Origin of the sequence: Andreprevotia lacus DSM 23236, assembly GCF_900176275.1 — a bacterium.
In the GTDB taxonomy this organism is placed as follows: Bacteria; Pseudomonadota; Gammaproteobacteria; order Burkholderiales; family Chitinibacteraceae; genus Andreprevotia; species Andreprevotia lacus.
The window spans coordinates 28,975-48,570 of the sequence record NZ_FWXD01000013.1; the positions used below are offsets into that span (position 1 = coordinate 28,975).

Annotated in this window: 16 protein-coding genes and 4 tRNA genes; 5 read left to right on the forward strand and 15 right to left on the reverse strand. The window is 61.4% G+C overall.

The window, feature by feature from the left end; translation table 11 throughout:
* Positions 1-618: a TetR/AcrR family transcriptional regulator gene (locus B9A19_RS11935; protein WP_084091030.1), complete on the forward strand. Its 618-nt coding sequence runs from the start codon at positions 1-3 to the stop codon at positions 616-618.
* A gap of 99 nt (positions 619-717) precedes the next feature.
* Here B9A19_RS11935 and B9A19_RS11940 read toward each other — a convergent pair whose 3' ends face one another.
* The 6 genes from B9A19_RS11940 to B9A19_RS11965 all read right to left on the reverse strand — a co-directional run bounded on the left by B9A19_RS11940 (position 718) and on the right by B9A19_RS11965 (position 8,480).
* Positions 718-6,702, reverse strand: a complete 5,985-nt coding sequence (locus B9A19_RS11940) for a putative Ig domain-containing protein (RefSeq protein ID WP_084091031.1) — start codon at positions 6,700-6,702, stop codon at positions 718-720.
* Between the two features lie 494 nt (positions 6,703-7,196).
* Positions 7,197-7,272: transfer RNA gene (locus B9A19_RS11945), tRNA-Glu, on the reverse strand.
* A 21-nt stretch (positions 7,273-7,293) separates the two neighbouring features.
* Positions 7,294-7,370 (reverse strand) — tRNA-Arg (locus tag B9A19_RS11950).
* A 24-nt stretch (positions 7,371-7,394) separates the two neighbouring features.
* A tRNA-Glu gene (locus B9A19_RS11955) sits at positions 7,395-7,470 on the reverse strand.
* Between the two features lie 47 nt (positions 7,471-7,517).
* Positions 7,518-7,593, reverse strand: a tRNA-Ala gene (locus B9A19_RS11960).
* Positions 7,594-7,679: 86 nt separating this feature from the next.
* Positions 7,680-8,480, reverse strand: a complete 801-nt coding sequence (locus B9A19_RS11965; RefSeq protein ID WP_084091032.1) for an outer membrane protein assembly factor BamD — start codon at positions 8,478-8,480, stop codon at positions 7,680-7,682.
* On the opposite strand from B9A19_RS11965, the gene rluD reads away from it, so the two are divergent.
* Positions 8,479-9,531 carry a 23S rRNA pseudouridine(1911/1915/1917) synthase RluD gene (gene rluD, locus B9A19_RS11970; protein ID WP_084091033.1) on the forward strand — a complete coding sequence of 351 codons (1,053 nt, stop codon included), beginning with the start codon at positions 8,479-8,481 and terminating at the stop codon, positions 9,529-9,531. The two genes, B9A19_RS11965 and rluD, sit on opposite strands and share 2 nt — an antisense overlap.
* Entirely contained in the window at positions 9,518-10,261 is a 744-nt protein-coding gene (pgeF, locus tag B9A19_RS11975; protein ID WP_084091034.1) for a peptidoglycan editing factor PgeF, read from the forward strand. The genes rluD and pgeF overlap by 14 nt, the downstream gene beginning before the upstream one ends.
* On the opposite strand, the gene B9A19_RS11980 is transcribed toward pgeF, so the two are convergent.
* The 9 genes from B9A19_RS11980 to B9A19_RS12020 form a co-directional block, all read right to left on the reverse strand.
* Entirely contained in the window at positions 10,221-10,484 is a 264-nt protein-coding gene (locus tag B9A19_RS11980; protein ID WP_139798802.1) for a hypothetical protein, read from the reverse strand. The two genes, pgeF and B9A19_RS11980, sit on opposite strands and share 41 nt — an antisense overlap.
* 52 nt (positions 10,485-10,536) lie before the next feature.
* Positions 10,537-11,322: a flagellar biosynthetic protein FliR gene (gene fliR / locus B9A19_RS11985; RefSeq protein WP_084091116.1), complete on the reverse strand. Its 786-nt coding sequence runs from the start codon at positions 11,320-11,322 to the stop codon at positions 10,537-10,539.
* Between the two features lie 5 nt (positions 11,323-11,327).
* Positions 11,328-11,597: a flagellar biosynthesis protein FliQ gene (gene fliQ / locus B9A19_RS11990; protein WP_084091035.1), complete on the reverse strand. Its 270-nt coding sequence runs from the start codon at positions 11,595-11,597 to the stop codon at positions 11,328-11,330.
* Between the two features lie 3 nt (positions 11,598-11,600).
* A complete protein-coding gene (fliP, locus tag B9A19_RS11995; protein ID WP_084091036.1) occupies positions 11,601-12,338 on the reverse strand; it encodes a flagellar type III secretion system pore protein FliP in 738 nt (245 codons plus the stop codon).
* A complete protein-coding gene (gene fliO, locus B9A19_RS12000) occupies positions 12,335-12,847 on the reverse strand; it encodes a flagellar biosynthetic protein FliO (RefSeq protein WP_245804333.1) in 513 nt (170 codons plus the stop codon). The genes fliP and fliO overlap by 4 nt, the downstream gene beginning before the upstream one ends.
* Entirely contained in the window at positions 12,847-13,287 is a 441-nt protein-coding gene (gene fliN / locus B9A19_RS12005) for a flagellar motor switch protein FliN (protein WP_084091037.1), read from the reverse strand. Before fliN ends, fliO begins: the two co-directional genes overlap by 1 nt.
* Entirely contained in the window at positions 13,280-14,293 is a 1,014-nt protein-coding gene (gene fliM / locus B9A19_RS12010; RefSeq protein ID WP_084091038.1) for a flagellar motor switch protein FliM, read from the reverse strand. The genes fliN and fliM overlap by 8 nt, the downstream gene beginning before the upstream one ends.
* Positions 14,294-14,336: 43 nt before the next feature.
* Entirely contained in the window at positions 14,337-14,882 is a 546-nt protein-coding gene (locus B9A19_RS12015) for a flagellar basal body-associated FliL family protein (RefSeq protein WP_084091039.1), read from the reverse strand.
* 174 nt (positions 14,883-15,056) lie between these two features.
* Complete coding sequence (locus B9A19_RS12020) at positions 15,057-16,193, reverse strand: flagellar hook-length control protein FliK (RefSeq protein ID WP_084091040.1); 1,137 nt, start codon at positions 16,191-16,193, stop codon at positions 15,057-15,059.
* Positions 16,194-16,285: 92 nt separating this feature from the next.
* Here B9A19_RS12020 and flhB point away from each other — a divergent pair, with 92 nt between their 5' ends.
* Together flhB and flhA are read left to right on the forward strand one after the other, a co-directional pair.
* Positions 16,286-17,422 (forward strand): flagellar biosynthesis protein FlhB, encoded by a 1,137-nt coding sequence (gene flhB / locus B9A19_RS12025; RefSeq protein WP_084091041.1) that lies wholly within the window; start codon positions 16,286-16,288, stop codon positions 17,420-17,422.
* Positions 17,423-17,508: 86 nt separating this feature from the next.
* Positions 17,509-19,548, forward strand: coding sequence for a flagellar biosynthesis protein FlhA (gene flhA / locus B9A19_RS12030; protein WP_373278012.1), 2,040 nt, complete (start codon positions 17,509-17,511; stop codon positions 19,546-19,548).
* Positions 19,549-19,596: the final 48 nt, after the last annotated feature.

Sequence of the window (19,596 nt, forward strand, 5' to 3'; positions counted from 1 at the left end):
ATGAGTATTTTGAGCAAACTGAGCTTCAAGGACCAAGCCTTCAAGCTGCGCGAAGATGCCATCCTTGATGCCGCCACACGCATCCTGGCCAGCAAGGGCTTTGACCTGATGACCATGGACGATGTGGCGCTGGAGGTGGGGCTGTCCAAGCCCAGCCTCTACAAGCATTTCAAGTCCAAGGATGATCTGGTGGCCGAGGCAATGATCCGGCTGCTGGACGGTGCACAGACCTTTCTGGATGCGCTGCCGCGCGAGCATGCGCCGACACGCAAGCTGGTGGCGTTGCTGGAATGGGCCATGCGGGTGCGGCTGGATGGCGGCCTGCCCTTTTTGCCGTCAACCAGCCCGCAGGTGCGCGACATGCTCACGCGCAACCTGCGTTATGTCACCCGCGTACTCAAATTGAACGGCCAACTGGAAAAAATCGTCCAGGCCGGCAAGAAGGCGGGCGAGCTACGCATGGACCTGCCCGACGACGTGATCCTGTTCAGCTATTACGCACGGACCTGCGACCCGGCAGTGGACTATCTGCGCCTGTACAGCAAGATGAACAACGACGAGATCATCCAGCACATGCTGAGTGTGTATCTGGATGGCGTGGCACTGCCGCAGGGCTGATCGCGATCACTCTGGATCCCTAAAAGAAAACGGCCCGCCGATCAAATCGGCGGGCCGTTTTGCATGCTGGCTGCCACTCAAGCAACCAGCCCATCTTGCCTAGAAGCGGAACTCAAGCGCAGCACGCACGCTGTGGCTGTAACCGCTGCTGTTGTTCAGGCCGCCGGCATAATCGAGCGACAGGCTCAGATCACGCCACAGCAACAGCTTGCTGCCCAGCTCCAGCAGCCACTGGTCACGCTGCGTCTGCGCCGGGCTGACCGAATACAGCAGACCGGTGTTGCCCAGATCGGCGTAACGCAGATCGGCAGTATCCGCACCATCGAAGTGGTGGCGGAATTCGATACGGGCACGCGGCACCAGCTTGCCAAAACCCACGTCATACTTGCCTTCCAGACGCAGACCCAGCGATGCCGAGCTGCTGCGCAGTGTCTGCTCTTCGTAGTGCAGTGCATTGACGGTGGCCGTTTCGGTATAGCTGTCCAGCGTGGTGCTGGAGCCATCCAGGCGACCATACGGCGACAGCAGCCAGTTTTCACCCTGGAACTCGTACCCCGCGATCAGCGCGCCGAAGAACTGGCGGCCATTGCGCGAACCGGTGGCATAGCTGCTGCTGCCCGTCTGGTAGCGGTTCAGGTCGAAATTGAGCTGGCTGTAGCCCAGCAGGCCGTCAACATAGAACTTGTCGGCCGGACGCAGCGTGCCATACAGCGCCAGCACGTTGTTGGTGGCCTTGCTCTTGCTGCCGTTGCTGCCCACATCGCTGACGTCGCGGCCAAAGCCCGCGCCAACGCCCAGCGATAACTGCTTGCTGAAGCGGTAGTCCGCCCCGAGGCTCACGCCATCAGTATGGAAGCTGTAGCCCTGCTGCGTATTACCGGTGCCGTTGCGCTGGCCGAAGTCGACGTTGCCGCCCACCCAGAAGCCCAGCTCGCGGCGGTCATCGTTGCTGGCCAGCTTGTCGCCGGCATCCTTGCCATCGGCCTCGTCAGCTGCCTGTGCTTTGGCGGCAAGGCGGCGCGCAGCACGATCGGTCCCAGCAGCTACCACAGGCTTGGGCGCCGTCTCATCCTTGGCGACCCGGTTCGGGCCAGTGCCGATAGGCGCAATACTCAGACCAAAGCTCGATTCGCCCCAGCCATCGCCATGCAGACTTTCCATGCGGCGGCTGAAGTTGTTGACCTGTGCATCGGCAAAACGGCGCGAGGCATCGGCCTGCGCACTCAGCAGGCCAGTCACTTCAGCATCCTTGGACGGATCCGGACGGCCTTCAACAGTGACCGTGGCCGTGCCTTGCGAAGCGCCATAAGCGTTGCTCAGCGCATAAACAATGCTCACCACCCCGCTGAAACCTGCTGGCGAGTTGTAAACGATGCCAGTGCCTTGCACCGTGGCGCTACCCACTGCCGGCGGCGTCACGATCACCAGCGCGGTAAACGGGCCTCCCGTGGCTTGTGCCGCCACATCCAGCGTGACCGACTTGCCAGCCTGCACCACGCCACTGACCTTGCCCAGCACCGGTGGTGGTGGCGTTACATCCAGCGTCACCATCGCTGCAGCAGACATCCCAGCCGCGTTGCTGGCCGTGTAGGTGAAGCTGTCCGGGCCAACGTAACCCGCATCCGGCGTATAGCTAATGCTGGGGCCACCAAGCACTTCGCCAGACTTGTTTGGCGTGCCGGTCAGGCCCAGCACGGTCACCTTGCCATGCTTGGGCTGCGTGATGATGATCACGCTGATGACCGGGCCACCATCAATAATCAACTGGATGGTGTTGTTCGCACTGTTGATCGATACATTGCTGTGCACCGGGTGCACCACCGGCGGCGGCGGCGAGACGGTGACACTGACCGTAGCCGGCGCCGAGGTGCCGCCGGCATTGCTGGCAGTGTAGGTAAAGCTGTCGGCGCCAAAGTAGCCATCGGCCGGGGTATAGCTGGCCGTCGTACCGCTGACCGTCACCGTACCATGTGCCGGTGCAGCAGCCACTGCCACGCTGGTGGCAGCACCGCCCCCCAGAACCAGTGCAACCGGGTTGGCCTTGCTGTTGGCTGCCACGGTCAGGCTCACTGCACCCGCAGTCGGCAGGGCGAGTACGCTGATCGAAACCGTCGCGGGCGCCGAGGTACCAGCTGCATTGCTTGCGGTATAGGTAAAACTGTCGGCACCGGCGTAGCCATCTGTCGGCGTGTAGCTGATCGTCGTGCCACTGACCGTTACCGTGCCATGAGCCGGTGTTGTCGCGATAGCAACGCTGCTTGCCGCACCACCACTCAAGCTCAGCGCAACCGGATTGGCCTTGCTATTGGCGCCGATGATCAGGCTGGTATTGCCAGCCACCGGCAATGCCAGCTTGGGTTTGATCGTCACGGTGACGATAGCGCGATCAGACACCCCACCATCGTTGTAAGCGGTATAGGTAAAGGTATCCGTACCTGCATAGCCCGCAGTCGGCGTATAGCTGATGGTCAAACCACTGGCCGTGGCAGTGCCGTGGCCGGCCGGCGACGATACGGTCACACCGGTTGCCGTACCGGTAATGCTCAGCGGCACTGCATTGTTGCTGCTGTCTGCATCCACCGACACGCTGACTTCCTTGACTACCGGCGGCGGCAGCGGCGAGGCTACTGTGATCGTCACCGTCGCGGCTGTCGAAGTGCCGCCAAGGTTGGTCGCCGTATAAGTAAAGCTATCGGTACCGAAGTAGCCTGCAGTCGGGGTATAAGTGACCTTGAGCCCGGCCACCACGGCATTGCCGTGTGCCGGCGCGGCAGCCACCGCAATACTGGCAGGCACACCGCCAGTAATCACCGGAGCAAGATCGATCTGCACCGGCGTGTTGCTGAGTGTATTGGCCGTCTTGGCGCCGGCAACCGGCGGTTGCATGCTGATAATGACAGTGTAGGCCTTGGCCGCGCTGAACGGCGCTCCCGTACCGGTTGTGCTGTCAGTCGCGGTGACGGTGAAGTTGAAGGTATTGACCGCACTCGGCGTACCGGTAATGGCACCCGTGGTCGGGTTCAGCGCCAAGCCGGTCGGCAGGCTGCCAGCAGTGACCGCAAAGCTGTACGGCGCTGTGCCACCGCTGGCGCTGATGGTCTGGTTGTATGCCACGCTGGTATTGCCATTGGGCAGCGAGGCCGGTGCAACGGCAATGGTCGGCGCAGCAATCGTGATGGAGTACGCACGCGTACCGGCAAAATTATTGGTATCCGTCGCCTGCACGGTGAAGTTGAACGTGCCAGCTGCAGTCGGCGTACCCGACAGCACCCCGCCGGCGGACAACGTCAGGCCGGCAGGCAAGGCACCAGCACTGACCACATAGCCATACGGCGCGCTGGCACCACTTGCAGTAAATGTCTGGCTGTAGGCCGTACCGATCGCCGGGTTCGGAATCGCGCCCACCGGCGCCACCACAACCGTCGGCGCACCAATGGTCAGGTTGTAAGTGCCCGACACGGAGAACGGCGCGCCGGCCCCGGTCGTTGCATCGGTCGCGGTCACGGTGAAATTGACCGTGCCACCCGCTGTCGGCGTACCCGACAGCGTGCCGGTGCCGGTGGAGAAACTCAGCCCTGTCGGCATCGAGCCTGAATTGATCACGATACCGTAGGTGTATGGACTGGTGCCGCCGCTGGGCGCAAAGGCCTGGCTGTAGGCTGTCAAAGCCGAACCGGACAGATTGCTGCCAGACACCGGGCTGATGGTCAGCGTCGGCGCGTTTACAGTCCATGCATAAGCACGGCTGCCCGTATAGGGGCCGGTGCCGGTCGAGCTGTCTGTTGCGGTGACAGTGAAGTTATAAGTACCCACTGCCGTTGCCGCGCCACTCAGCACGCCAGCGCCGCTCAGGCTGACACCCGGCGGCAAGCTGCCGGCGGTAACGGCATAACTGTAAGTACTGATCCCGCCACTGGCGGTGATGCTGCCACTAACGGCGGCCCCTGCTGCCACTGCACTGAGCGAAGCCGGCGCAACGCTGATCGTCGGCACGTTCACGGTCAGTGAGTAGGCACGGCTGCCGGTAAACGGACTGCCGGTACCGGTTGTGCTGTCGGTCGCAGTCACCGTGAAATTGAACGTCCCGCCAGCGGTAGGGGTACCAGAAAGCACACCGCCAGGCGAGAGGGACAGCCCGGCCGGCAAGGAACCAGCCGTCACCGCATAGGTATAGGTACTGGTGCCACCGCTGGCAGTGATGGTCTGGTTGGTGGCGCTGCCCACAGTGGCTGCTGTCAACGATGCCGGGCTGAGCGAGATCGTCGGCGCACCAATCGTCAGCGACAGCAAGCTGCTGCTATGGGTGTAGGGGCCGGTGCCAGTACTGCTGTCCGTAGCAGTCACGACAAAGCTGAAATTACCGGCCGCAGTCGGAGTACCCGACAGCGTACCGTTGCTGGCAAGGCTCAAACCAGCCGGCAGGCTGCCTGAAGTGACCGCATAGGTATAAGGGGCCGTGCCGCCGCTGGCGCCAGCCAGCGACTGGCTGTACGCAACCGCAGCGGTACCGGCCGCCGGGTTGGATGGCGCATAGCTGATGGTCGCCGCTGCAATCGTCAGCGACAAGGAAGCGCTGCTCTGGGTATACGGGCCAGTGCCGGTACTGCTGTCGGTTGCGGTCACGGTAAAGTTGAATGTACCGCCAGCCGTCGGCGTTCCGGATAGCGTGCCATTGCTCGCAAGCGACAAGCCAGCCGGCAGACTGCCGGCCGTGACCGCATAGCTATATGGCGCTGTACCGCCGCTAGCGCCAGCCAGCGACTGGCTGTAGGCCACGGCAACCGTGCCACCGGCCGGATTCGATGGCGCGTAAGCAATGGTTGGCGCAGCGATGACCAGCGACAACGCGCCACTGGTCGCACTGAACGGCCCGGTACCGGTACTGCTATCGGTTGCAGTGACGGAAAAGTTGAAGGTGCCGCCAGCCGTGGGGGTACCCGACAAGGTACCGTTGCTGGCCAGCGTCACACCTGCCGGCAGGCTGCCGGATGCGATCGTGTAACTATAGGCTGCGGTACCACCACTCGCACCAGCGAGCGACTGACTGTACGCTACAGCCACAGCACCTGCCACCGGCGAAGATGGCGCATAGCTCACCGTCGCATTCGAAACGGTGACCGTAACCGTTGCTGCCGACGAGGTACCAGAAGCGTTCGTCGCCGTGTAGGTAAATGAATCCGGGCCGGAATAGGAGGCCGTTGGGGTATAGCTGATCGTGGTACCACTGGCCGTGGCAGTGCCATGACTGGCCGCCCCACTGACCGCCACGCTGGCCGCGGCTCCGCCGGTGATATTCAGTGCCACATTGTTGCTGGAGCTGCCATGCGCCACCGTGGTGCTGACGGCATTGGCGACAGGGGGATTGCCGTAGGTGAATTGATCTGCGGCAAGGGTCACTGATGTACCAGCAGCATTTGTAACGGTGATGTCTACGGTACCCGAACCGGCAGGCGCAGTGGCAGTAATCTGTGTTGCGCTGTCCACATTAAAGGACGAGGCATTGGTGGCACCAAATTTTACACTGGTAGCACCAAAAAGGTATGTCCCCGAAATCGTTACACTTGTACCACCTGCTGCACTACCATTTGCGGGGCTGATCGAAGATACGGTCGGTTGCTTGACCACGAGCAGGTTAAGGGTAATAACCTGATTGTTCATGTTATGCAGCTGAGTAGTAGTCACGCTGCCGACATAATTCGACGAAGACGGATTATAGAGAATGATATCGGACGGATACTGCGTATTGTCAGCCTCTATCGTCCCGGCTCCACTCGGAAGCGTAACTGCCGAGTCAATCGGGTAGGTACCGGTGTAAATGCCATCGTTGGTCGGATCGCATGTGAGCGTCTCCCCCGCAGTCAGGGTATAGCTCTGCTGTACACCCGTGCTATTGATGACAGTCCAGTTCAATGTGCAAGCCGCCCATGACTGTACGGGCAAACCAAGCAGCGTCAACAACAGGCAGATGCTGCCTAACATCGCACCAAACATGGATTTGCCATTTCGCCCGCTGGGCAACCTTGCGCCACGCAGACGCACCATACCCAGCATATTTCTCAGGCTGGTCCTCAAAAAGCCACCCATTCCGTCCCCGCTGCCCCGCTCCGGGCTTTAGTCTGTATTGTCTTGTCGGTATTTGTCGGGCTGGCTTCTGTAGACAAGCAGCAGCCATGAAGGAACTACAACGATGCGAGCGGCAGCATGCCGCGCAGGCCCCGTTTCACTCAGGATGCCGGCAAGCAATCGAGCACACAGGCTCAACATTTGCCGCATTATGCCAAGCTGACAAAATAACAGCAGAAAGTTAAGCAGAATCAGGGCAATGCGTCAATTAAGTTCAAGTTAAAACCAAACAGTGTTGCACGCGGGCTGCCAATCAGATGTCAGCAAATAACATCCGGCACGAGGCGAGAACGATGCGGCACGCATCGCAGACCAGGGAATGCGTGACAAGGGGGATCCAACGAGTGGGGGCTATGCAGACAGACAGGAAGCAAAAGCAAAAAGCCTGATGACATGCATCAGGCTTTTTGTTTTGGCACCTCTATTGCAAAGATGCCGTGCCGCCTTGTATAAGGTGGCGTCCCCACGGGGATTCGAACCCCGGTAGTCACCGTGAAAGGGTGGTGTCCTAGGCCTCTAGACGATGGGGACCCGGAAAGGTCGAGAAGAAAATGGTGCACCCGGAGCGATTCGAACGCCCGACCCTCTGGTTCGTAGCCAGATACTCTATCCAACTGAGCTACGGGTGCACAGTTACTTCTCTTTACTGCTAGTGGCGTCCCCACGGGGATTCGAACCCCGGTAGTCACCGTGAAAGGGTGGTGTCCTAGGCCTCTAGACGATGGGGACTGCAACTTCTACAACATGCCGACTGTTGGGTGTCGGCTTTGAATCTTTGGTGGAGGTAAACGGGATCGAACCGATGACCTCTTGCATGCCATGCAAGCGCTCTCCCAACTGAGCTATACCCCCGAAAGAGATCGCCACTATAGGGGGCAACCAAAACCTTGTAAAGCACTTTTTGAAACTTTTTTTGCAGTTCTTTTAAAATCAGCCAGTTACCACGGACGCCACCACGGCATTTCTTCCAGCAGCGTACCGTCCAGTACCTGGGTTTTTGGATAATTCTTCAGCAAAACGCGCTTGGCATCGTCACGCAGGGTATCCATACCCAGTTTATCGTAGGCCAGAACCATCATGCCAAGTCCACCCTCCACCTGCTTGGTCTTGGGATAGGTCTCGATCAGCGCCTTGCCGCGGTTGGCGGCGGCCAGATAAGCACCGCGCCTATAGTAATACCTGGCCACATGCAGCTCGTAGTTGGCCAGCGCCCCGATCAGGTAATCCATGCGCGCAGCAGCATCGCCGGCATAGCGGCTTTCCGGGAAACGCGCAATCAGCGTGCGGAACGCCTCATACGAATCGCGCTCGGCTTTGGGGTCACGCTCGGACATGTCCTGCTGGAACACGGCAGAGCCAAAACCCTGTACTTCATTAAAGCTCACCAAGCCCTTCAGATACAGCGCATAGTCCATGCTTGGGTGAGCCGGGTTGGATTTGATAAAGCGGTCAATGGCAGCCAGCGCCAACACCGGCTCCTTGTCTTTGTACTGGTCGTAGGCGATTTCAAGCTGGGCCTGCTGCGCGTATTTACCATAGGGGTAACGTGCTTCCAGCTTCTCGAACAACTGGATGGATTTCGCGTAGTTGCGCGATGCCTGCTCGGCCTTGGCTTCGGAAAACAGCTTTTCCGCCGACCAGCCCTTGGTTTCGTCGTTATCCTTCGGCGTCGCGGCGCAACCTGCAATCAGCACGGCGAGCAGAGAGGCCTGGAAGAATCGCGGTAGAATCTGCTTCATGATGAATTCCGATTTTGAACCCGACGATTATAGCGACTTCGCCGAGCCGCGTGTCCTGACCATACCGGCAGAATGCGCAGGACAACGGCTGGACGCTGCATTGGCCTGCTTGCTGGTGGATTATTCACGCAGCCGGCTCACCACCTGGATCAAGGATGGCCTGGTGCTGGTGGACGGCAAACCCGGCAGCCCCAAGGACAAACTCTGGGGCGGCGAGACCGTCAGCGTCGATATCCAGCCCAATCCGGACGAGGTGGCCTTTCAGCCCGAAGCGATGGATCTGGACGTGCTGCATGAAGATGAAACCATCATCATCATCAACAAGCCGCCCGGCTTGGTGGTGCACCCCGGCAGCGGCAACTGGTCGGGCACCTTGCTCAATGGCCTGCTGCACGCCTATCCCGAACTCAAAAGCGTACCGCGTGCCGGCATCGTGCACCGGCTGGACAAGGACACCAGCGGCCTGATGGTGGTGGCCCGCACCTTGGCCGCACAAAACCTGCTGGTGCAGCAGTTGCAGGCGCGCTCGGTAAAGCGCCATTACTTTGCCATCGTCCAGGGCGAAGTGCGCCGCGATGGCAAGGTGGATGCCCCGATAGGCCGCCACCCCAAAGATCGCATCAAGATGGCCGTGGTCGGCACCGGCAAGCCGGCCGTCACCCACTACCGCGTGCTGGAGCACCTCTCCGGACATACGCTGGTGGAGTGCCGGCTGGAAACCGGCCGCACGCACCAGATCCGCGTGCACATGGCGCATATCGGCCACCCGCTGGCAGCCGACCCGGTTTACGGCGGCCGACCCAAGCTGCAAGAGCCGGAAGTGAACATGGCGCTGGAGGACTTCGCCCGCCAGGCGCTGCACGCCAAGAAGCTCAGCCTGGTCCACCCGGCCAGCGGCAAGACGATGACGTGGAAATCGCCACTGCCGCAGGACTTCGACATCCTGCTCAACGTGCTGCGCAGCGCTGCCGGCCTGGATGACGACTGGGACGAGGACGACTGGGACGACGAGGACGATGGCGATACCGAGGTGATTTATGTCCGCGAGTGACGGCCACGACTGGATCGTGCCGGACTGGCCGGCGCCGGCCCGCGTGCGGGCGCTGGCCACCACGCGTAGCGGCGGCATCAGCCTGCCACCATACGACAGCCTCAATCTGGGCGATCACGTCGGCGACGACGCTGCGGCAGTCGCCGCCAATCGTGCCGCCATCGCAGCCTATATCGGTGCGCAGCCGCAGTGGCTGAATCAGGTGCACGGCACCGTGGTGGCCAACGCGGCCGACAAATCAGCTTGCAACGCTGATGCCTGCGTCAGCCGTGAAGCCGGTGCCGCCTGCGCCATCATGACCGCCGATTGTCTGCCGGTGCTGCTGTGCGACCGCGCCGGCAGCGTTGTGGCCGCAGCGCACGCTGGCTGGCGCGGGCTGCACGACGGTGTGATTGAAGCAGCCGTTGCTGCCATGCAGGTGCAGCACAACGAAGTGCTTGCCTGGCTGGGGCCGGCCATCGGGCCGCGGGCATTCGAAGTGGGCGAGGAAGTCCGCGCGGCCTTCGTTGCACACGCGGCCGAAGCCGCGCAGGCCTTTGCCGCGGGCGCCCAGCCCGGCAAGTGGCTGGCTGACATCTATCTGCTGGCACGCCAGCGACTTGCAGCCATCGGCATTACCGCCGTTTATGGCGGGGGCTTCTGCACCGTCAACGATGCGGAACGCTTTTTCTCCTATCGCCGCAGCAAGATCACCGGCCGGATGGCAAGTCTGATCTGGCTGCAGGATTAGCGCCCTCCTCCGCTGCCAGCGCCGCAGCCTTGCGGGCCGCATCTTCGGTTCGCTCCTGCTGCTTGGCGCGCCGATTGATCTGGCCACGCCGCTTGATCCAGATGAACAACCAGGTCGGCAACACCGCCAGCAGGACGATCCACACCGCCGCCTTGGCCGGATCGCCCGTACCGGCGGCAAACATCACGATCACATACAGATAGCCGATCAACAAGATATACATTGCAGCAACAAGTCCGGAAAAACGGCGCGCAGCGTGGCGCCGGGCATTGCGCTCAGCGGTGCAGCGCCTTGAGCATCTGCGCCAGAAAGCGCGTCAGATCGCCAATCATGAAATCGATATAGGGCGGATAGTAAGGCAACACCAGATACAGGGCACCCAGCCCGATACCCAGCAAGAGCGGAAAACCCACCGCAAAAACGTTGAGCTGCGGCGCGGCGCGCGTCATCACGCCAATCGCGAGGTTGGCGATCAGCAGCGCCCCCACCACCGGCAGCGACAACAACATACCCAGCCGGAACACCGTGGCACCCCGATCGGCCAGCAGCCGCAACCCCTCTGCCGCCAGCGGCTGCGGGTCGATCGGCACCTGGCTGAAGCTGTCCACCACCACTCGTATCATCACCAGATGGCCGTTGAGCGCCAGAAACAACAACAGCGTCACCAGACTGAGGAACTGCGCCACGATGGGCACTTGCGACGCATGTTGCGGGTCGTAGGCGGTGGCAAAGCTCAGCCCCATCTGCAAGCCGGCCAGGTGGCCGGCCATTTCGACAGCAGTGAACATCAGTCGCGCGGTAAAACCGATCATCAGCCCGATCAGCAGCTGGTTGATGCCTATCATGATGCCGATAGGCGACACCACCGGCACCGCCGGCATGGGCTGCAGCAGCGGCGCCACCAGAATCGCCAGCAGGATGGCCAGTGCAATACGGACGGTGGCCGAGATGGAACGGCTGGAATAAAACGGGTCGGTCAGCAGCATGCCGAAGATGCGCAGGAAGGGCCACAGGAACAGCGCCAGCCACTGCTCGATCTGCACCTGCGAAACGGTAAACACCCCGCTCAACCTATCAGCTGCGGAATGCTCTGAAACAACCGGATAGTGTAATCCATGGCGGTTTCAATCATCCACGGCCCGGCCAGCAGAAACACCAGGAACGCCACCAGCAGCTTGGGGATGAACGACAGCGTGGCTTCGTTGATCTGCGTGGCGGCCTGGAAAATACTCACGATCAGGCCGGTGACCAGCGCAGCCAGCAGCATCGGCCCCGCCAGCAGAACCAGCAGTTCCATCGCGCGCTGTATGACCGTGATGACTGTTTCCGGCGTCATGGGCTAACCCTGCAGGAAGCTTTGCACCAGCGACCCCATCAGCAGGGTCCAGCCGTCCACCAGTACGAACAGCATCAGCTTGAACGGCAAGGAAATGATCACTGGCGACACCATCATCATGCCCATGGCCATCAGGATACTGGCCACCACAAAGTCGATGATGATGAAGGGAATGAACACCAGGAAGCCGATCTGGAATGCCGTTTTCAGTTCACTGGTTACAAAGGCCGGCACCAGCACGCGCAGGCTCACATCCTCCGGCCCGTTCGGGCGCTTCATGCCCGATACATCGAGGAAGAAGCCCAGATCCTTCTGCCGCGTCTGCTTGAGCATGAACTCCTTCAGCGGCACCGAACCTTTGTCGAGCATCTCGTTGAAGCCGATTTTCTGCTCGGCATACGGTTGGTACGCCTGCGAATACACCTTGTCCAAGGTCGGTGCCATCACGAAAAAGGTGAGGAACAGCGACAAGCCGATAATCACCTGATTGGGCGGCGCCTGGATCGTACCCATGGCCTGGCGGAGCAGCGACAGCACGATGACGATGCGGGTGAACGCCGTCATCATCAGCAGCAGCGCCGGCAAAAAGGTCAGCGCCGTCAGGAACAGCAGCGTCTGGATCGGCAGCGAATAGTTGGTGCTGCCGCCCGCCGGCGTGGCCGACATGAAGGGGATGCCCGGATCGGCAGCCAGCACGGCACCACTGATCAGCAGCAACAGGATGGGCAGCCAGCGCTTCATGCCTGCCCCTTGCGCTGCAGCGCCTTGCTCAGCCAATCGGCAAACGGCGGCAGCGGCGCCGGGCTGGCGGCGGCCTGCTCGGGCCGGGGCCGCTCATGCAGCTTGTTGACGGCTTGCGCGGTTACACCCAGCACCAGCCAGGTATCGTCGACTTCCACGATCACCACGCGCTCCTTGGGGCCGACCATCACGCCCGATACCACGCGCAAACGTGTACCGGCCGCCATGGGCAGCATGGAAAAACGACGCATCAGCCAGGCTGCAGCCACCACCAGGGCCAGCACCAGCAGCAAGGCAAACACGACCTGGGTAAATTGCCCTGCCAATGAAGGCGGCGCGTAGCTGGTTAGCGGCACGCTGGCGGCAGCAACATGCGGAACTGCGCTGACCATGCTGGCAGCACTAGCGGCCGCAGAGGCCACACTGGCACCCGACGCATCGCCCGCAGCCTGCGCCACGGCGCACAGCAACAGACCCGGCAAGACCAGCGCGCGCAAGACTGCGCGCATTATTTGTGCAGACGGCGAATGCGCTCCGCCGGCGTGATGATGTCGGTAAGACGGATACCGAACTTGTCGTTGACGACCACGACTTCGCCCTGTGCGATCAGACAGCCGTTGACCAGCACGTCCATCGGCTCACCGGCAAGGCCGTCAAGCTCGACCACCGAGCCTTGCGCCAGTTGCAGCAGGCTGCGAATGGCAATCTTGGTGCGGCCCAGCTCCACGGTCAGTGTGACCGGGATGTCCAGGATCATGTCGATGTTGCCGGAGGTGTTGCCGGCAATTTGCGGGGTGTCGAAGCGCTCGAAAATATCGGCAGCCTGCATGGAAGGGGCTGCACCTGCCGTTTCGGTAGCCGTTGCTTCTACCTCGGCCTGCTCGGCCATGGCTGCGGCCCAATCGTCCATTGCTGCATCATCATCCTGCGATGCGTTATCTTCAGCCATTGCCCTCTCCCTGACCGTCCTGGCCTGAACTTTCGGCCTCCGGCCCGTTCAGGATGCGGTTCACTTTCAATGCATATTGGCCGTTGAGGATACCATACTTGCATTCGAGCACCGGCACGCCGTCCACCTCGGCCACGATGGCTTCGGGCACGTCCATCGAGATCACGTCACCGGCTTTCAGGTTGATGATGTCGCCCAGCGTGATGCGCGCGTTGCCCAGATTGGCGACCAGATCAACCTCGGCCCCCTGCACCTGTTTCTTGAGCAGGCTGACCCAGCGCGTATCGGCCTCGATACGGTCGGCCTGCATGGTGCTGTAGAGCATGTCGCGGATCGGTTCGATCATCGAATACGGGAAGCAGACGTGGAAATCACCACCGCCCGAGCCCAACTCGATCTTGAAGGTATAGGCCACCACCACTTCGGTCGGCGTGGCAATGTTGGCAAACTGCGTGTTCATTTCCGAGCGCTGGTAAGCAAACTCGCATTCGAACACCGGCTTCCAGGCTTTTTCGTATTCTTCGAACACCACCTCCAGCAGGCGCTGGATGATGCGCTGCTCGGTCGGCGTGAAGTCACGGCCTTCCACGCGCACGTGGTAACGACCATCAGAGCCGAACAGGTTGTCCACCACCAGGAATACCAGGTCGGGATCGAAAATGAACAGGCCGGTGCCACGCAGCGGCTTCATGTTGATCAGGTTGAGGTTGGTGGGCACCACGAGGTTGCGGATGAATTCGCTGTACTTTTGCACCCGCACCGGGCCGACCGAGATTTCGGCATTGCGGCGCATGAAGTTGAACAGCGCAATACGCAGGTAGCGGGCAAAACGCTCGTTGATGATTTCGAGCGTCGGCATCCGGCCACGGACGATGCGCTCCTGCCGGCCAATATCGTAGGCGCGTACCGACGACGCGTCGACTTGATCGTCGCCGCTGTCCTCCTCCCCGGTCACACCGCGCAGTAGCGCGTCGACCTCTTCCTGGGAAAGGATATCGTCTGCCATGCTCTAATCCGTCACCGTTGACTATCTAAACCGGTTTATCGGCTTATTGCACAATAAATGTAGTGAAATTAACGGAAAGCACGCCCTCGTCCTCCCCTTCCACGCCGAGTATCTTGTTGACCAGCTTGCGTATGTCCTTGCCCAGCTTGTCACGTTTGCTCACATCACGCGCATCGTCCGGCTTTTGCGCGCTCAGGAACAGGTTGATCTGCCCCTGGATTTTCGGCAAGTACTGCTTCACCTTCTCCGATGTTTCACTATCGGCGACTTCGAGCGAAATGTCGGTTTGCAACACGGCAGATTGATCGCCGTTGCTCAGATTGACCGTCACCTGCTGCAGCTTTTCAAACACGGGCGGGTGCGCGTCCTTCTTTTCTTCCTTCTTCTTTTTCTTCTCGGGCTTGGCGGCTTCCTGGCCATGCGGCGCGGCCTCGGCCACGGCTTCGTCCACCGATGCATCCTTGTTGCCCATCAGCAGGAAAGCGGCAACACCACCCACCACCAACAGCAATACCAGCAGTAGCACGATCACGATGATCAGCAGGAAATTCTTCTTGCCCTTGGGGGCATCGCTCTTGGCTTCAGCCATGTTTTTAGTCACCTGATCGCAAACGGGGTGCGCAAGTATAAATGCCCCAGGCGTAGCTGGGGCATCAGGCGCTTGCACGCTCAGCTCTTTATAATGCAAAAAACGAGCCAAAACAAGCAGTAAGCGCCAGCTCTTCAGAGATGACTTTGACTATGTCGTATCCGGTCGCAGCAATCAGACGTAAAGATTGAGCCCGCTGCGCGCTACCGGCACGCGAATTTCACCCAGATTGCTGGTTGTCAGCGCGCCACGATCAAGGCCGGCGTTGCCCGCCTGCGCATAGCCGGGCTGGCGCTGCTCGCGTCCGTCGGGCTGCTGATTAAACTGACTGAACTGGCTGGCCTGTTGCTGTGCCTGCTGGTTGAGCGAGTCGGATGCCACCTGCACATTGGCCAGCGTGATGCCCTGATCGGCCAGCAGCGCGGTCAGCTTGGGCGTGGCGGCGGCCAGCGCCTCGCGCACATTGGCGTGCTGCGAGGTAAAGGTCACGCTGGCCTGATCAGCCGCCATCGACAGCTTGACCTCCATCGGCCCCAGATGCGGCGGATTAAGCTGCATCTCGATGTGCTGCTCCTGCTTGCTCAGCATCAGCGACACGCGTTGCGCAACTGCATCACCCCAGCGGTCACTGCCCACCTGTGGTTGTACCGTGTGGGTGGGCACCTTGGCCGTTGCAGCGGCATCATCGGTGCGCGGCTTGTTCTGCGCGGCGGTCAGATGCTGGCTGAGCTGGCGCGAGAAATCGCCGGCGGTATCCTGCCCTTTGTCATCGTCCAGTTGCGGCAAGCTTTTCCCCAGGCCGGCAATATCTTCCGCCTTTTGCTCCTTGCCATCGCCGGCAGCGGCGAGCAGATCGCTGGCCTTGGCACCCTTGCCGTCCTTGCCCGCGCCCAGCAGCACATCACCCAGCTTGGCATCCTTGCTGTCTTTGCTCCCCTTGCCGTTGATGAGGAGATTACCGGCAAGCGCCTGCACCTCACTCCCCTTGACCTGCGTCTGCGGCAACTGCGGCTGGGCTACCGCCTGCTGCATGCTTTGCAGCATGGCCAGCCATGCCTGGGCCGCAGCCTGCGGGTCTACGACCTGGGTCTGCACCGCCGTGGTGTCCGGCCCGGTATCCTGCGGCGTCGCCGGCTGCGTGGCGGGCTGGGCCGTCGTCGGCGTGCTGCCCTGGCCTGCTGCCGGCTTGGGGGTCATTTCCTTGTTCAGCGCCTGATCGAAGCCACCCTCGCCGCCCTGATCGCCCGCTTTGCTGGTACTCTGGGATGATGCATTGGGCAGCTTGGCGATGAAATTCACTGCACTGGTCATGGGGCAACTCCTGATACGGTTGCAACTGATCAAGCAAATCCCGCGCCAGCCCGTGGCGACCCCATCCACCCCACACCGCTGAAGGAGGCAGCATGGCCGAAGATTCCGATCTCGAACGGACCGAGCCGCCTTCGGGGCGACGGCTGGATGAAGCCCGCGCCAAGGGGCAGATTCCGCGCTCGCAAGAGCTGGTGACCTTTGCGGTGGTCATGGGCGGCCTGATCGCCTTCCTGAGCAGCGCGCCCGACCTGTTCCATACCCTGTCGGGCATCATGCGGGCCGAGCTGAATTTCGATCACGCCACGCTGGCCAACCCCAAGATCATGGGCGAGCACTTCACCGCCGCCTGCCGTACCGCGCTGATGGCCTGCTTGCCCGTATTCGCCACCACGGCACTGGCCGCCATCGCCGCGCCGCTGCTGATCGGCGGCTGGCTGTTCACCTTTGAAACGCTCGCGCCCAACTTCGCGCGCATGAACCCGATGTCGGGCATTGCCCGCATGTTCTCGGTGCGCGCGCTGGTAGAGATGAGCAAGGCTATCCTCAAATCCGGCCTGATCGGCGGGGTGGCAGCTGCGGTGATCTGGCACGAGCGCGACCAGTTCCTGCAATTGATCAACATGCCGCCCGACAGCGGCCTGCTTTACCTGTGGCAGATGATCCGCTTTACCTTGCTGCTGGTGGCCGGCTCGATGATCATCATCGTCGCCATCGACGTGCCCTATCAGCTCTGGGACTACACCAAGGGCTTGCGCATGACCAAGGAAGAGGTCAAGCAGGAAGCCAAGGAATCGGAAGGCGATCCGCAGGTCAAGGGGCGCATTCGCCAACTGCAACGCGAGGCCGCGCGCAAGCGCATGATGAGCGAAATCCCCAAGGCGGATGTCGTTGTCACCAACCCGACCCACTATGCGGTGGCACTGCGCTACACCGAGGAAATGCGTGCGCCTATAGTGGTGGCCAAGGGCGCCTTCCTGCTGGCCGAGCGCATCATCGATATCGCCAGGGACAACAAGATATCGGTGGTGCGCACGCCGCCATTTGCCCGCGCGCTCTATCATCATACCGAACTGGGCGAGGAGATCCCCGCCGCGTTGTATACTGCGGCAGCCGAAGTACTGGCATACATTTACCAGCTCAAGCAGTGGCACCGCCACGGCGGCGAGCAGCCGCAGCTGAATGACGATTTGCCCGTACCCGGCGAGCTGGACCCGGGCGGCGTCGAATGATGCCGGCGCACTAGCAGACAGGCCTGGAACGACACGTGTGGCGTAATTTCAATCTGACCCGGTTGGCCGGCCCCGCGCTGGTACTGATGGTACTCGGCATGATGATCCTGCCGTTGCCCTCGCCGGTGCTGGACTTCTTCTTTACCTTCAATATCGCCATTTCGATCATCGTGCTGATGGTCAGCCTGTACACGCGCGAGCCGCTGGAGTTCTCCAGCTTCCCCACCGTGCTGCTGTTCACCACGCTGCTGCGGCTGTCGCTCAACGTGGCCTCGACCAAGCTGGTGCTCACCGAGGGCCACACCGGTGCTGGCGCGGCCGGCCAGGTGATCGAGGCATTCGGCCACGTGCTGATTGGCGACAACCTTACCGTCGGCATCATTGCCTTCATCATCCTCACCATCATCAACTTCGTGGTGATTACCAAGGGTGCCGGGCGGATCGCCGAAGTGAGCGCCCGCTTCACGCTGGATGCCATGCCCGGCAAACAGATGGCCATCGACGCCGACCTCAACGCCGGCCTGATCGGCGAAGAGGACGCGCGCAAGCGCCGCGCCGTCATCGCGCAGGAAGCAGACTTTTTCGGCTCCATGGACGGTGCCAGCAAATTCGTGCGTGGCGATGCGGTCGCCGGCATCATGGTGATGCTGATCAACATCGTCGGCGGCCTCATCGTCGGCATGGTGCAGCACGATCTGGCCTTTGCCGAAGCGGGCAAGACCTACACCCTGCTCACCATCGGTGACGGTCTGGTCGCGCAGATTCCCGGCCTCATCATCTCGGTGGCCGCCGGTGTGGTGGTATCCCGCGTTGGCACCGACAGCGACCTGTCCGAGCAACTACTGGGGCAGATGTTTGCCAAACCGCAGGTGCTGTACGTGACCGCTGCAGTGATGACCGTACTGGGCCTGATCCCCGGCATGCCGCATATTGCCTTCCTGCTGATGGCCGCCATGGCAGGCGGACTGGCATGGTGGCTGGACGAACAGGAAAAGAAAAAACAACTCGAACCCAAGGCCGGCCCGGGGCAACCCGGCGGTGCAGCCCCCGGCGGTGGCGGCGCGCCGCCCGGCGAGCAGCCGCTGCAGGAAGTGGGCTGGAACGACGTACAGCCGGTCGACCCGGTGGGGCTGGAGGTCGGCTACCGCATCATTCCGCTGGTGGACCGCAACCAGGATGGCGAGCTGTTGCGGCGCATACGCGGCATACGCAAGAAGATCGCGCAGGAGCTGGGCTTTCTGGTGCCGGCCGTGCACATCCGCGACAACCTCGAACTCAAGCCCAACCAGTACCGCATCCAGCTCAAGGGCGTAGACGTGGGCATGGGCGAGGCCTACGTCGGCCAGTGGCTGGCCATCAACCCCGGCAACGCCGTGGGCCAGTTGCCCGGCACGCCAACCATAGACCCCACCTTCGGGCTGCCCGCCATCTGGGTGGACGCCAGCCTGCGCGACAACGCCCAGGCCATGGGCTACACCGTGGTCGATGCCTCCACCGTGGTCGGCACGCATATCTCCAACGTGCTGCAAAGCCATGCCGCCGAATTGCTCGGCCGCGAGGAAGTGCAGCAATTGCTCGATCATTTCGGCAAGGAAGCGCCAAAACTGGTCGAAGACCTGGTACCAAAAGTGATACCGGTTGGCACCTTGCAGAAAGTTCTTCAGAATTTACTTGAAGAAGGGATGCATATCCGCGACCTGAGGACGATACTGGAAACACTGGGCGAGCAGATCGTGCGCACGCAGGATATCGATGATCTGACCGCCGCCGTGCGGGTGGCGCTGGGTCGCGCGATCATCCACCAGCTGTTCCCCGGCGAGGACGAGCTGCCTGTCGTTGCACTGGAACCACAGCTGGAAAACATCCTGATGTCGGCCGCTGCCGGCAAATCGCAAGGCGGGCTGGAACCGGGGCTGGCAGAGCGGCTGCTCAAGCAGGCCTCGCAGCTGACCGAGCAGATGGAAGCGCAGGGTTTGAATACGGTATTGATCACGCCGGGACAATTGCGGCCGATGCTGAGCCGCTTCCTGCGGCGCTCGATACCCAATCTGCGGGTGATCGCGCATACGGAAATTCCGGACAGCAAGACCATCCGCATCGTCGGCGTCTTGGGTGCGGCAGGCTAAGCGCGCAAGGCAAATCAGCGGCAAACGCAGCAAAACAGGCATAATCCG